Annotated in this window: 10 protein-coding genes, 2 tRNA genes and 2 pseudogenes; 12 read left to right on the top strand and 2 right to left on the bottom strand. The window is 68.5% G+C overall.

What is annotated here, in order from left to right:
• Positions 1-186: 186 nt before the first annotated feature.
• The 5 genes and pseudogenes from OG485_RS16455 to OG485_RS16435 all read left to right on the top strand — a co-directional run.
• Positions 187-488 (top strand): annotated as a pseudogene (locus OG485_RS16455) (transposase); the annotation flags it as partial.
• A 313-nt stretch (positions 489-801) separates the two neighbouring features.
• The gene (locus tag OG485_RS16450; RefSeq protein WP_328669116.1) at positions 802-1833 is read left to right on the top strand and encodes an FUSC family protein; all 1032 of its coding nucleotides are present in this window, start codon (positions 802-804) and stop codon (positions 1831-1833) included.
• A 419-nt stretch (positions 1834-2252) separates the two neighbouring features.
• Positions 2253-3098: pseudogene (locus tag OG485_RS16445) on the top strand (replication initiator); the annotation flags it as partial.
• Positions 3091-3303 (top strand): excisionase family DNA-binding protein, encoded by a 213-nt coding sequence (locus OG485_RS16440; protein ID WP_328669115.1) that lies wholly within the window; start codon positions 3091-3093, stop codon positions 3301-3303. The pseudogene OG485_RS16445 and the gene OG485_RS16440, both read left to right, overlap by 8 nt.
• Positions 3304-3458: 155 nt before the next feature.
• Positions 3459-4469 carry a tyrosine-type recombinase/integrase gene (locus OG485_RS16435; protein ID WP_328669114.1) on the top strand — a complete coding sequence of 337 codons (1011 nt, stop codon included), beginning with the start codon at positions 3459-3461 and terminating at the stop codon, positions 4467-4469.
• Between the two features lie 66 nt (positions 4470-4535).
• Here OG485_RS16435 and OG485_RS16430 read toward each other — a convergent pair.
• Positions 4536-4609, bottom strand: a tRNA-Gly gene (locus OG485_RS16430).
• A 151-nt stretch (positions 4610-4760) separates the two neighbouring features.
• Here OG485_RS16430 and OG485_RS16425 point away from each other — a divergent pair.
• From OG485_RS16425 to OG485_RS16400, 6 genes are all read left to right on the top strand, one after another.
• Positions 4761-4837, top strand: a tRNA-Pro gene (locus tag OG485_RS16425).
• Between the two features lie 201 nt (positions 4838-5038).
• Positions 5039-6424, top strand: a complete 1386-nt coding sequence (gene tig / locus OG485_RS16420) for a trigger factor (RefSeq protein ID WP_328669113.1) — start codon at positions 5039-5041, stop codon at positions 6422-6424.
• 504 nt (positions 6425-6928) lie between these two features.
• Entirely contained in the window at positions 6929-7534 is a 606-nt protein-coding gene (locus tag OG485_RS16415; RefSeq protein ID WP_328674493.1) for an ATP-dependent Clp protease proteolytic subunit, read from the top strand.
• Between the two features lie 116 nt (positions 7535-7650).
• Positions 7651-8331: an ATP-dependent Clp protease proteolytic subunit gene (locus tag OG485_RS16410; RefSeq protein WP_328452471.1), complete on the top strand. Its 681-nt coding sequence runs from the start codon at positions 7651-7653 to the stop codon at positions 8329-8331.
• 160 nt (positions 8332-8491) lie between these two features.
• Positions 8492-9778 (top strand): ATP-dependent Clp protease ATP-binding subunit ClpX, encoded by a 1287-nt coding sequence (gene clpX / locus OG485_RS16405; RefSeq protein WP_151471405.1) that lies wholly within the window; start codon positions 8492-8494, stop codon positions 9776-9778.
• Positions 9779-9982: 204 nt separating this feature from the next.
• On the top strand, positions 9983-10258 hold the full coding sequence (locus tag OG485_RS16400; protein ID WP_328669112.1) for a hypothetical protein: 276 nt from the start codon (positions 9983-9985) through the stop codon (positions 10256-10258).
• Between the two features lie 75 nt (positions 10259-10333).
• Here the strand turns inward: OG485_RS16400 and OG485_RS16395 are convergent, their stop codons facing one another.
• Complete coding sequence (locus tag OG485_RS16395) at positions 10334-11296, bottom strand: hypothetical protein (protein WP_328669111.1); 963 nt, start codon at positions 11294-11296, stop codon at positions 10334-10336.
• 137 nt (positions 11297-11433) lie between these two features.
• Between OG485_RS16395 and OG485_RS16390 the strand changes: the two genes are divergently transcribed.
• Complete coding sequence (locus OG485_RS16390; protein ID WP_328669110.1) at positions 11434-14058, top strand: valine--tRNA ligase; 2625 nt, start codon at positions 11434-11436, stop codon at positions 14056-14058.
• Positions 14059-14180 lie beyond the last annotated feature (122 nt).

The following is a 14180-nucleotide window of genomic DNA, read 5'->3' as shown; positions in this document are numbered from 1 at the left end:
GTGCGCGGCTCCCGGAACCTGCCGCCCGCATTCGGCTCCGGTCGGCTCGCGAGAACGGGCTCGTCGCATGGGCGCGGACCGCCGGCCGCAGGCACCCCACGGGGAAGACCTCCCTCACTGATCGTTTCAGAATGAGTTGAGCTGCGGGTCTTGCGCTCAGTGATCTTGGTCGGCAGGGTGTTCGGAGTGCGTGCTGATCTTGTTCCTGACGACTTGTGGGAGCGGGTGCTCCGCTGGTACCGCCCGCTCCCGAGCGGCGCCGACGCCATCCGGGGCGGTTGCGTGTTCCCGACCGAACTGCACTCGCTGGCGTCCTGTACGCCCTGCGGACCGGTGTCGCCTGGCGTGACGTTCCTGCAGAGACTGTGGGCTGCTCCGGGGTGACGGCCTGGCGCCAGCTGCGGGACTGGACCGAGGCTGGCGTCTGGCCCTGCCTGCACGCCGCCCTGCTGAGCGAGCTGCGCCGCGCCGGCTTGCTGGACCTGGACGGTCGCGCTCCTCGATGCGAACTATGGGCGCGACGGTTGTTGAGGTCTGCCGGGCTGGTGAACCGGTCGCCAAGCGCTGGTGGCGGTCGGCTGCGGTCATGCTGGTTGCTGTACTTCGCTGCTGTACAGCAACCAGTTTGGAAGATCGCGTTTGTGAGTGCGGCCGACCTGCGACCGCGCCGCACGCGACCTGCCAGCACCCGAATGCATCAGCGGCGTTCGTCGGCCTGGGATGCCCGGTTGCGTAGGGTGACCGAAGAGCCGGGCAGGCGAGTGAACCGGCCCCGGCCCCGGACGCGAGAAGGGTCGTGCGGTGGGCGAGGCTGAGCACGGGGACGTTCCGAACGGCGGTAAGCCGGACGCGGCAGCGGGCCCGGCCAAGCAGTCGGGCGCCCGCAGGTGGCTGCACATTCTTGGCGCTGTCGTGGTGGCGATCGTGCTGCCGGTCGCGGTGGCCGGGATCGTTGCCGGGCAACTGGGTGCCCGGGCTGTGTTCCTCGGACTGCTCCTCGGCGTTGTCGGGGCGAAGCTGGGCGGAACCCGTCGCATGCTGTACCTCGCCCCCGCGGTGGGGGTCGCGGTCGGCCTGGGCGCGTTCACCGCCTACGGCTGGTGGTGGGTGGCGCTCCTCGCGGTGACCGGTGCCGTCGTGGGGGCGGGGATCGGCTTCGGCTGGTTCCCGCCGCTGCTGACGCTCGCCTTCGCTGCCACGTTCGCGGCACCGACGCCGTCCGGAACCGACGCGCTGATCTCCGGCATCATGGCCGCCCTCGGTGTGGGCTACGGCATCGTGATCGCCCACCGCTTCGGCATCGCCCCCGTCGTCGAAGGCGACCGCCTGCCCGCCGGGGTGGCCGCCGTGGTGGCGCTCGTGTTCGGCGTCGCCCTCGGTGCCGGGGCCGCACTCGGGGTCGCACTCGGGTGGACCGAGCCCTACTGGGTGCCGGAGCCGATCATCATCCTCGCGCTGTACATCGTCACAGGAAAACGCGACCGGATCCGGGGCAAGGCCATCGGCACCGCAGTCGGTATCGCCGCCGCCCTGCCCGTGGCGATCCTCGCCCCGTCCGTCTGGGTCACCTCGGCTATCGCCACCGCTGCGTTCATCGCCGCTCTCACCCAAGCCGCCACGTACTGGCTGATGTACGGCCTCTACACCTTCGCCCTCGTCCTCGCCCTCGCTTCCCCCGGCCAGGTCGCCGTTGAGGCCGAACACCGGGGCTTCGAAATCCTCGCCGGCGTCGCCATCCTCGTCATCGGCCTCGCCGTCGTCCACGCCATCGGCGACCGCCTCCTGCGGCAAAGCCCACAACCCGAACTCGCAACCGGCAATCACAGCATCTGACGGCCAGCCCCACCTCGCTCACCCCTGCGGACCCCAGTTCCCCGTGAGTTTCTGTCCGTTCTGGCACGAGAGTGGCACGGCTCGGAGACCGTCCAGCATCTCGCCTGCCGAGGGCTGACAACGGCGAGAGGTTGGCTCCGAGACTTTGGGCGGGAGCTGCCATGGGGCGAGTGATCATGGCCCCGTAAGCTCATCGCGAGTCGGGCAGTCTGTGGACCTGCCCGTTAAAGCACGACGTTGGGGCCATGATCTTCGAGGCTCGCCCCATGGTGGCTGCCTAAAGTCTCGGAGCCGACCGGCCCATCGGCGTGTTTACCGTTCTCGACTCCTGGCCCGCACTCGCTGCGGCCCAGGCCTTGGCCCCGGCGCCGAAGGCGCAGAGGGGCCAAGGCCTAAGGGCCAGCCCGCGCTCGCGCGGGCACTTGATATACCTCCGCCGGGAGATCGCAAAGTGGGCTGGGCTCACGCAGAAGGACGCTCGCGAACAGTCCCGCGTCTCCTTCGGCAAGGTCGCCGAGTACCAGAAGCGTGGCGCGGGCCACTTCCATGCGGTGATCCGTTTCGACGGGCCCGAGGGACCCGACACCCCGCCCCCGCACTGGGCCACGCTCGGCCTGCTCACCGACGCGATCGGTGCAGCGGCTGCCCGCGTCGCCGTCGACGTGCCGCCCGCGGGTGACGAGCCGGCAAGGACGCTGCGCTGGGGGACACAGCTCGACATCCAGCCGATCAGTGCCTTCGGCGACGGTGAAGAGATCACCGAGCAGGCCGTGGCCTCCTACGTCGCCAAGTACGCCACGAAAGCAGCCGAGAGCACGGGCGCCGTCGACCGCCGGATCGGCAACAAAGAAGCCCTGATCCTCCTCGACGTGCCCGACCACCCCCGCCGGCTCATCGAGGCCTGCCTCGACCTGCACCCGCTCTACCCAGACCGAAAGCTCCGCGACTGGGCCCACATGCTCGGCTTCCGCGGCCACTTCTCCACCAAGTCCCGCCGCTACTCGACCACTCTCGGTGCGCTCCGCCAGGTGAGAGCCGACTATCGCGCCGCACAGCAACGTGCCGCGCTCGGCCTGCCCGACCCCGACGACAACCCGGAGGCCACCACTCTCGTGCTCTCCCACTGGACCTACGCCGGCCACGGCTACACCCTCGGCGAATCCTGGCTCGCCGCCAACATCCGCCGGGACATCCAGCTCAACCGAGAAACCGCACGTGAAGCCCTCGCAGACCTGCACCAGGAAGGGGAGTTCGACCATGGATGAGCGATACCTCAGCGTTGATCAGGTGGCCGAGGTGCTGGGCACGACCGTGCGCTTCCCGCGGCGTCTGATCGAGGAGCGCCGCATCACCTACGTGAAGGTGGGCCGGCACGTCCGCATCCCCGAGAGCGCCGTACGCGAGTTCATCGCCGCCAACACGGTGGAGCCTCGGCGGCGTGGCTCTGCTCTCCGGGCGGTGGCTGCCTGATGGCGGGGAAACGGCAGTTCGGCCGCGTCCGTAAGCTCCCGTCCGGTCGCTACCAGGCTCGCTACCTGGGGCCTGACGGTCAGGATCGGCCGGCTCCGGAGACGTTCCGGACCAAGAGGGACGCGGATGCCTGGCTGGCTGACAAGCAGACCGAGATGCGCCGGGGTGACTGGCACGATCCGGAGGCCGGGAAGGTGCCGTTCGGCTCGTACGCCGCTGCCTGGATTCGGGAGCGTGAGCTGACCGCCACTACCCGGCAGCTCTACGGCTCGCTTCTGCGGCATCACCTGGAGCCGGGCTTCGGCGCCGTCACCGTGGCGGAGATCTCGCCGCCGCTCGTTCGGCGCTGGCGGGCCGACAAGCTTGCCGCGGGCACCGGTCCGACCACGGTCGCCAAGGCGTACGCCCTGCTGCGCGCGATGATGGGCACCGCTGTGGCCGATCAGATGATTCGGCGCAATCCGTGCACGATCAAGGGTGCGAGCACGGTGCACACGCCGGAGCGCCCGACCGCCACGGTGCGGGAGGTCTATGACCTGGCCGATGCCATCCAGCCGCGTTATCGGACGCTGGTGCTGATGGCCGGCTTCCTCGGTCTGCGATGGGGCGAGCTGGTCGGTCTGCACCGCCGGGACATCGACCTGGAGCACGGCTCGGTGCGGGTCCGTCGCGCCGTCGCCGAGTTGTTCAACGGGCGGCAGGAGATCAAGGCGCCGAAGAGTGCCGCGGGCAAGCGCACGGTGGCGATCCCGTCCGCGATCGTCGCCGACATCCGTGATCACTTGGAACGCTACGCGGAGCCGGGGGCCGACGGGCGCGTCTTCATCGGAGCCAAGGGGGCCACCCCGCGTCGCAACCATTTCAACCTGCTGTGGCGCCGGGCCTGCGCGGATGCCGGTATCAACGGCATGCACTTCCATGATCTTCGGCACACGGGCAACACCCTCGCCGCGTCCACGGGCGCGAGCACGCGGGAGCTGATGGCTCGCATGGGTCACAGCACCGCCCGCGCCGCGCTGATCTATCAGCACGCCAGTGCGGACCGTGATCGGCTGATCGCCGACGCGGTGAGCGGTCTGGTGAAAAAGGGGCGCAAACGGGGGGCGCGCCGAAGCAAGAAGAAAGACCTGAAGCCCAACGGGCACGCGGCGGGCACGGAGGACTGATCGGAGCCCCCGGACACGACAAAGGCCAGGCGGAGGATTCGTCCTCTGGCCTGGCCTTACGTCTTTTGGAGCGGGCGACGGGAATCGAACCCGCGTAGCTAGTTTGGAAGACTAGTGCTCTACCATTGAGCTACGCCCGCACAGTGCGCGCCGCAGGTCAGCGACCGCGGTACGGAATGCATCGTAGCGGGTCGACGGCCCGCAATGCACACCCCGTTCCCGTCCGCGTCGGAGCTCGCGAAATGCGGCAGCCGCACTGCCTGCGGGCATGTACCCTACGTGTCGCACCGACGGGGTGTGGCGCAGCTTGGTAGCGCGTCCGCTTTGGGAGCGGAAGGCCGTGGGTTCAAATCCCGCCACCCCGACCACCGGCAGGACCCGTGCAGGATCCGCCCGGACAAGATCACCTTTTGGGGCGTGTACTGCCTGCGGTTACTATGCAAGCTGCGTGCCCGTATGTCTGCAGTGTGTGCGTCTCTCAAGGGCCGCGGAATCCGCCCAGGGCTCTGCCTGGCCGGCAACAGCACGCAGCAGAACCCCCAAGAAGTCAGCCACAAGGAGACCGAACCGTGAAGAGCGCCGTGGAGACCCTGAACCCGACCCGGGTTCGGCTCACTGTCGAGGTGCCCTTCGAGGAGCTCAAGGACAGCCTCGACGCGGCGTACAAGAAGATCAACCAGCAGGTCACGGTGAAGGGGTTCCGGAAGGGCAAGATCCCGGCGCGCATCATCGACCAGCGGTTCGGTCGCGGCGCCGTGCTCGAAGAGGCCGTCAACGACGCGCTCCCGAAGTTCTACACCGAAGCGGTCAACGAGGCTGAGCTGAATGTCCTCGGCCAGCCCGAGGTCGACATCACCGAGCTGAAGGACGGCGAGACGCTGAACTTCACCGCCGAGGTCGACGTCCGCCCGACCATCGAGATCCCGGACTACTCCGGCATCGAGGTCGAGGTCGACGCCATCGAGGTCAGCGACGAGGACGTCGAGAAGGCCGTCTCCGAACTGCGCGAGCGCTTCGCCTCGACCTCCCCGGTCGAGCGCGCCGCCCAGGACGAGGACGTCGTCACCCTCGACCTCGAGGCCAAGGTCGACGGCGAGGTCCTGGAGGACGGTGTCGCCGACGGTGTCTCGTACACCATCGGCTCCGGCGAGCTGCTCGAGGGCATCGACGACGCCGTGAAGGGCCTGGAGGCCGGTGGCGAGGCCACCTTCACCTCCGAGCTCAAGGGCGGCTCCGCGGCCGGCAAGGAGGCCGAGGTCACCGTCAAGGTCACCCAGGTCGCCGCGCGTGAGCTGCCCGAGCTGGACGACGAGTTCGCGCAGCTCGCCTCCGAGTTCGACACCCTCGACGAGCTCAAGGCGGACAGCCGCAAGCGCCTCGAGAACATGAAGCAGTTCGACCAGGCCACGCAGGCCCAGGAGCGCGTCCTGGAGAAGCTGCTGGAGCTCGTCGAGGTGCCGGTCCCCGAGAAGCTGCTCGAGGACGAGATCAACACCCGTAAGCACAACCTCGAGCACCACCAGCTCGGCCAGATGGGCCTCGACCTCGCGAAGTACCTGGAGATCCAGGGCAAGACCGAGGAAGAGTTCGACGCCGAGACCAAGGAAGCCGCGGTCAAGGGCATCAAGACGCAGTTCGTCCTCGACGAGCTCGTCAACAAGGAGAAGCTGAACGTCAACCAGGAGGAGCTCACCGAGCACCTCATGCGTCGCGCGGCCTCCTCCGGCATGTCCCCCGACCAGTTCGCCCAGGCCGTCGTCGAGGGCGGCCAGGTCCCGATGCTCGTCGGCGAGGTCGCCCGCGGCAAGGCCCTCGCGGTCGTCGTCGAGGCCTCCACGGTCAAGGACACCAACGGCGAGATCGTCGACCTGGACGACGAGGAGGACGAGACGGCCGAGACCGTCGAGGCCACCGAGTCCACCGAGGCCGAGGCCGAGGACAAGCCCGAGGCCTGATCGCCTCGCTCGTAAGCGTTGACGGGCCCCCGGGGACTTCGTGTCCCCGGGGGCCCGTCGGCGTCCCAGGGCCCCGGGAACTCCTCCCCACGGGTCCCCGTCGGCGTGCCCGGAGGTGCCGGGGCCTCTTTCCGCGGGTCCCCGTCGAGGTACCCAGGGGCGCGGGGAACCGCGTGGGCCCCACCACCCCACAGCCGCGTCCCGGCCCCCGGGGACCCCGGCGGGTGCGGCCTTTCGGGGGTGCCCGCTACGGCCCCGAGCCGGTGGCGGGAGGGCGCCCGGGACCCCGGTCGGGCCGGCGCGGCGCATGCGCTCACAGCGAACAGTTCCCTCTGCGGGATTCCCCGGAGGGACCCGCGCGTTAGGGTCCATGAATACGAGGGCAGGGGAGTCTCCGGACGCCGTCGGGAGGCGGCGCGGAACCCGGGGTCCCAGGCCCCTGCAGAAGACGTGAGACGGCCCGGCGCCGTCGCAAGACGAGCAGGTGGATACGTGACGAATCTGATGCCCACAGCTGCCGGCGAACCCTTCGGTGGTGGCCTCGGCGACCAGGTCTACAACCGACTGCTCGGCGAGCGGATCATCTTCCTCGGCCAGGCGGTCGACGATGACATCGCCAACAAGATCACGGCGCAGCTGCTGCTCCTTGCCGCCGACCCGGACAAGGACATCTACCTCTACATCAACAGCCCCGGCGGATCGATCACGGCCGGCATGGCGATCTACGACACCATGCAGTTCATCAAGAACGACGTGGTGACGATCGCCATGGGCATGGCGGCCTCGATGGGGCAGTTCCTGCTCAGCGCGGGCACCCCCGGCAAGCGCTTCGCCCTGCCGAACGCCGAGATCCTGATCCACCAGCCCTCCGCGGGTCTCGCGGGCTCCGCGTCGGACATCAAGATCCACGCCGAGCGGCTGCTGCACACCAAGAAGCGGATGGCGGAACTGACCGCGTTCCACACCGGTCAGACCGTCGAGCAGGTCACGCGTGACTCGGACCGCGACCGCTGGTTCGACCCGATCGAGGCCAAGGAGTACGGCCTCATCGACGACATCGTGCCCACCGCTGCCGGTATGCCGGGCGGTGGCGGCACCGGGGCGTCGTAAGCCCCTCCAGCGCCCCCGAGAGCGACGCGGGGCCCCTTTCCGCCCCCAGGTGACACCGGGCCCCCAGCGTGCCCTCAGCCGACCGCTCAGCCCTTTCAGGCTTTTCAGGAGACACAGTGAACGACTTCCCCGGCAGCGGCCTCTTCGCCCGCACGCAGGCCGAGTACACCGGTCCTCGCGCGGAGTCCCGCTACGTCATCCCGCGCTTCGTCGAGCGCACCTCGCAGGGCGTGCGTGAGTACGACCCGTACGCGAAGCTGTTCGAGGAGCGCGTGATCTTCCTCGGCGTGCAGATCGACGACGCCTCCGCCAACGACGTCATGGCGCAGCTGCTGTGCCTGGAGTCGATGGACCCCGACCGTGACATCTCGGTCTACATCAACAGCCCCGGTGGCTCGTTCACGGCCCTCACGGCCATTTACGACACCATGCAGTTCGTGAAGCCGGACGTCCAGACGGTCTGCATGGGCCAGGCCGCCTCGGCCGCCGCGATCCTGCTGGCCGCCGGTACGCCGGGCAAGCGCATGGCGCTTCCGAACGCCCGTGTGCTGATCCACCAGCCCTACAGCGAGACCGGCCGCGGGCAGGTCTCGGACCTCGAGATCGCCGCGAACGAGATCCTCCGGATGCGTGGTCAGCTCGAAGACATGCTGGCCAAGCACTCGACGACCCCGATCGAGAAGATCCGTGAGGACATCGAGCGCGACAAGATCCTCACGGCCGAGGACGCACTGGCCTACGGCCTGATCGACCAGATCATCTCCACCCGGAAGATGAACAACTCCGCGGTCGTGTGACGTATCGCTGTATCGTCTGCCGCTCCTTGGCGCGGTTCACGACAAAGTGAACCGCGCCAAGGGGGGCCCGAACGAGGGGCTCGGCAAGGTACCGTCGGACATAAGGCAGCACCAGGAGCCGCTGGATCCAGGCGGCTCCCAGGCGAAGGGGAAGCACACCGTGGCACGCATCGGTGACGGCGGCGATCTGCTCAAGTGCTCGTTCTGCGGCAAGAGCCAGAAGCAGGTCAAGAAGCTCATCGCAGGCCCCGGTGTGTACATCTGCGACGAGTGCATCGATCTCTGCAACGAGATCATCGAGGAAGAACTCGCGGAGACGAGCGAGGTGCGCTGGGAGGAACTCCCCAAGCCCCGCGAGATCTACGAGTTCCTCGAGGGGTATGTGGTCGGGCAGGAGTCGGCCAAGAAGGCCCTCTCCGTAGCGGTGTACAACCACTACAAGCGCGTCCAGGCCGGCGAGAACAGCACGGGCCAGAACCGCGAGGACGCCATCGAGTTGGCGAAGTCCAACATCCTCCTGCTGGGCCCCACGGGCTCCGGCAAGACACTCCTCGCCCAGACCCTCGCGCGCATGCTGAACGTTCCGTTCGCCATCGCCGACGCGACGGCGCTGACGGAGGCGGGATACGTCGGCGAGGACGTCGAGAACATCCTGCTGAAGCTGATCCAGGCCGCCGACTACGACGTCAAGAAGGCCGAGACCGGGATCATCTACATCGACGAGATCGACAAGGTCGCCCGTAAGAGCGAAAACCCGTCGATCACGCGCGATGTGTCGGGTGAGGGTGTGCAGCAGGCCCTGCTCAAGATCCTCGAGGGCACCACGGCCTCGGTGCCGCCGCAGGGCGGACGCAAGCACCCGCACCAGGAGTTCATCCAGATCGACACGACGAACGTCCTGTTCATCGTGGGCGGTGCCTTCGCGGGCCTGGAGAAGCTCATCGAGTCCCGGGCCGGCGCGAAGGGCATCGGCTTCGGCGCGACGATCCGCTCGAAGCGCGAGCTGGAGTCCAAGGACCAGTTCGAGGCCGTCATGCCGGAGGACCTGGTCAAGTTCGGCATGATCCCCGAGTTCATCGGCCGTCTCCCGGTCATCACCTCGGTCCACAACCTGGACCGCGAGGCCCTCCTCCAGATCCTGGTCGAGCCGCGCAACGCCCTGGTGAAGCAGTACCAGCGCCTCTTCGAACTCGACGGCGTGGAGCTGGACTTCGAGCGTGAGGCCCTGGAGGCCATCGCCGACCAGGCCATCCTGCGCCAGACCGGCGCCCGAGGCCTGCGCGCCATCATGGAGGAAGTCCTCCAGGCGGTGATGTACGAGGTCCCGTCCCGCAAGGACGTGGCCCGCGTCGTCATCACCGCCGACGTGGTCCTGCGCAACGTCAACCCGACCCTGATCCCGAGGGACGCCCGCCGGGGTGGTCCCGGGGAGCAGAAGACGGCGTAGTCACAAGCGTTCTCCGGGGGGCGTCGGCGATCTGCCGACGCCCCCCGATGCGTTTGATCAGGTCGGGACTGTGCCGTTCACGCGGTTCGCATCCCTTGCTCGGAAATGTCGCACGCCGTACGGAACCGACCCCGCCGGACGATCATCTTGTCTACGGCGAGGTCGACCACCTCGTGGCATGAAGACGAAACGGGAGATGCGCGAATGAAGCTGAGGCGTGCTGTGACAGCCCTCTGCCTGGTGGGTGCGGCCGGTGTCGTTCCGCTGGTGACCGCGACGGCCGCACAGGCCAACGCGTCCACTTGCGTCAACTACATAGGCAATCACCACTATCTGGTGGGGCCGAAGGTGAAGGCGGCCTGCAGCCACAAGGCGTTGGACTTCGAGGTCACAAAGGTTGCCAACCCGAACTGTGTCAACGGGCTGGAGCAGATCCACGTCAAGCCCGAGGACGCCGTGGCTGCCTGCGTCCGGGCCTGACGGACTCGGAGCGCACAAGGGAGAGGCGCCCGGCGGGAATGCCGGGCGCCTCGTCGTCTTCTGTCGGGCGGACGGTCACGCCGGGACGCGGATGTCCTTGCGCAGTGCCGCCGTGACCTTGGCCGACTCGTCCAGGCTGACGCCCTGGCCGCCCTTGGCCGCCGCACCGAAGCCGAGCGTGCTGTAGTCGGCCCACATGCATATGTACTGGGTGTCCGTCTTGCCCGTCGCCGAGTTGGGCGTCTTCGCCTGCTGGCACTTCATGATGGCGCCGTCCAGGCCGGGCGGGTTCACGGACTTGGCGTCGCCGATGAACTCGATCTTGGAGCCGGAGCCGGAGTCCTTGGCGGAGTCCTTCTTGATGTTGGCGAGCGAGGCGTCGATCGCTGCCTCGGGGTCCTTCACCTTGCCGTAGAGGCCGGAGAAGGTGATGGCCTTGGACCCGGCAATGGCCGTGGGGTCCTTCAGGGTGTCCGGGTTGTTCAGGTCGACCGTGGAGTAGATGCCCCCCACCGACTTGGCGTTGGTGATGCCGCTGGCGGCCAGGTCCTTCGCGTCGCCGGAGGACGGGTCCTGCGGACCCTGGTCCTTGCCCATCCGCTTGTACTGGCCGTCGATCACCGTCGCCGGCGTCGTCAGCTTGTGGGGGCCGTCGTCGGCCACGTCGGAGCTGCTGCTGCCCCCGAGCACGAGGTACGCGCCCACCGCGATGGCCGCCACCACGGCCACGCCGCCGATGATCAGTGCCGTCTTCTTCTTGCCGCCGGACGGCTCGGGCGGCATCGGGACCGTGCCGTAGGGAGGCTGCTGCCCGTAGGCGGGCGGCTGGCCGTACGGGGGAGTCTGCGGCGGGACACCGGGAGCCTGCGGCGGGTAGCCGTAGCCGGGCTGCGCCGGGGGAGCCTGCTGGGGGTAGCCGTAACCGGGCTGGGAAGCCGGCGGCTGCTGGCCGTAAGGGCCCGGCTGGCCGCCCGGCTGACCGTAGGGTCCGGGCTGCTGGGGCTGCCCGCCGTACGGGCCCGGCTGGTTGTAGCTCATTCCTGGGTTCCCCTTTAGATGCCTTATGTGTTCCTGACATCCTGACGCACAGGTCAAGCCCCCAGGTCCGCAGGGGGTGCACCGTTACGAAGTAATCCCGTTTCGGGACACGGGCGTGACGCCCCTAAACTGATCCCGTGACCGAGAACGCTCAGCAGCAGCCATCAGAGCCCAACACCGAACTGCCGACCCAGTACGCGCCGGCCGATGTAGAGCGGCCGCTGTACGAGCGCTGGGTGGAGCGCGGCTACTTCGAGGCGGACGCGAAGAGTGACAAGCCTCCGTTCACGGTGGTCATTCCGCCGCCGAACGTCACGGGCAGCCTGCACCTCGGACACGCCTTCGAGCACACCCTCATCGACGCCCTCACCCGCCGCAAGCGCATGCAGGGCTTCGAGACGCTGTGGCAGCCCGGCATGGACCACGCCGGCATCGCCACGCAGAACGTCGTCGAGCGCGAGCTGGGCAAGGAGGGCAAGTCCCGGCACGACCTCGGCCGGGAGGCGTTCGTCGAGCGCGTCTGGCAGTGGAAGGCCGAGTCCGGCGGGCAGATCTCCGGGCAGATGCGCCGCCTCGGCGACGGTGTCGCCTGGTCGCGTGAGCGCTTCACGATGGACGAGGGGCTGTCCCAGTCCGTCCAGACCATCTTCAAGAAGCTCTACGACGACGAGCTGATCTACCGCGCCGAGCGCATCATCAACTGGTGCCCGCGCTGTCTCACGGCCATCTCCGACATCGAGGTCGAGTACCAGGACGACGAGGGCGAGCTCGTCTCCATGAAGTACGGGGAGGGGGACGACTCCATCGTCGTCGCCACCACCCGTGCCGAGACGATGCTCGGTGACACCGCCGTCGCCGTCCACCCGGGCGACGAGCGGTACAAGCACCTGGTCGGCAAGCTCATCAGGCTGCCGCTGACCGACCGTTCCATCCCGGTCGTCGCCGACGAGCACGTCGACCCGGAGTTCGGCACCGGCGCCGTCAAGGTGACGCCCGCTCATGACCCGAACGACTTCGAGATCGGGCAGCGCCACAACCTGCCCAACATCGCCGTCATGGACGAGCACGCGATCATCACCGTCCCCGGCCCCTTCCAGGGCCTGGACCGTCTCGAGGCCCGCTCCGCCATCGTCGCCGCCCTGCGCGCCGAGGGCCGGATCGTCGCCGAGAAGCGGCCCTACAGCCACTCCGTCGGCCACTGCTCGCGCTGCAAGACCACGATCGAGCCGCGGCTGTCCATGCAGTGGTGGGTCAAGGTCGGCCCGCTCGCGAAGGCCGCGGGCGACGCCGTCCGCGACGGCCGCGTCAAGATCCACCCGCAGGAGATGGAGAAGCGGTACTTCGACTGGGTCGACAACCTCCACGACTGGTGCATCTCGCGGCAGTTGTGGTGGGGCCACCGGATCCCCGTCTGGTACGGGCCGAACGGCGAGATCGTCTGCGTCGGTCCCGACGACGAGGCCCCGACGGGCGAGGGCTGGCACCAGGACACCGACGTCCTCGACACCTGGTTCTCCTCCGGCCTGTGGCCGTTCTCCACGCTCGGCTGGCCCGAACAGACCGAGAGCCTCGCGAAGTTCTACCCGAACTCCGTCCTGGTCACCGGCTACGACATCCTCTTCTTCTGGGTCGCCCGGATGATGATGTTCGGCCTGTACGCGATGGACGGCACCCCGCCGTTCCACACCATCGCCCTGCACGGCATGGTCCGCGACCAGTTCGGCAAGAAGATGTCCAAGTCCTTCGGGAACGCGGTCAATCCGCTGGACTGGATGGACAAGTACGGCAGTGACGCACTGCGGTTCACGCTCGCGCGCGGCGCCAACCCCGGTGTCGACGTGCCGATCGGCGAGGACTGGGTCCAGGGCTCGCGCAACTTCGCCAACAAGATCTGGAACGCCACCCGCTTCGCGCTGATGAACGGCGCGACGGTCGAGGGCGACCTCCCGCCCGTCGAGGAGCTGTCGGCCACCGACCGCTGGATCCTGTCCCGGCTGAACGCCACGGTCGCCGAAGTCGACGCCCTGTACGACGACTTCCAGTTCGCCAAGCTGTCGGACGCGCTGTTCCACTTCGCGTGGGACGAGGTCTTCGACTGGTACGTCGAGCTGTCCAAGACGACGTTCATGGCGGGCGGTGAGCCCGCGAAGGTCTCCGGCCGGGTCCTCGGCGAGGTCCTGGACGTGACCCTGCGCCTCCTCCACCCGATCGTCCCGTTCGTGACGGAGACCCTCTGGACCACCCTCACGGGCGGCGAGTCGGTCGTCATCGCGGAGTGGCCGAAGGACAGTGGCTTCCGGGACGAGGCCGCCGAGCGGGAGATCGAGAAGCTCCAGCAGGTCATCACGGAGGTCCGCCGCTTCCGTGCCGACCAGGGCCTCCAGCCGGGCCAGCGGGTCCCTGCCCGGCTGAGCCTCGACGGGACCGCGCTGGCCCCGCACGAGGCGGCCATCCGCCAGCTCCTGCGCCTCCAGCCGGAGGGCGAGAGCTTCTCGGCCACGGCGACCCTGCCGGTGGCGGGCGCCACGGTCGGGCTCGACCTGTCGGGCACGATCGACGTCGCCGCGGAGCGCAAGCGTCTGGCCAAGGACCTCGCCGCCGCCGAGAAGGAGAAGGCCCAGGCCAACGCCAAGCTCGGCAACGAGGCGTTCCTCGCCAAGGCCCCGGACAACGTCGTGGACAAGATCCGCGGACGGCTCGCCAAGGCGGACGAGGACATCGCCCGTATCCAGGCGCAGCTGGAGCGCCTGCCCGAGGCGTAGCCGTTCACCCCTGCGCAAACGAAGGCCCCCGGAACCGTCCAGTTCCGGGGGCCTTCCGCCGTGACGGCCAGGCCTTCTTCGCCCCTCCGCCCCTACCCGTCCCGTACCCGGGGGCGCTGCCC

The sequence above is a fragment of the Streptomyces sp. NBC_00328 genome (genome assembly GCF_036139655.1).
Classification (GTDB): domain Bacteria; phylum Actinomycetota; class Actinomycetes; order Streptomycetales; family Streptomycetaceae; genus Streptomyces.
This window is presented reverse-complemented; position numbering and strand designations above follow the sequence as displayed.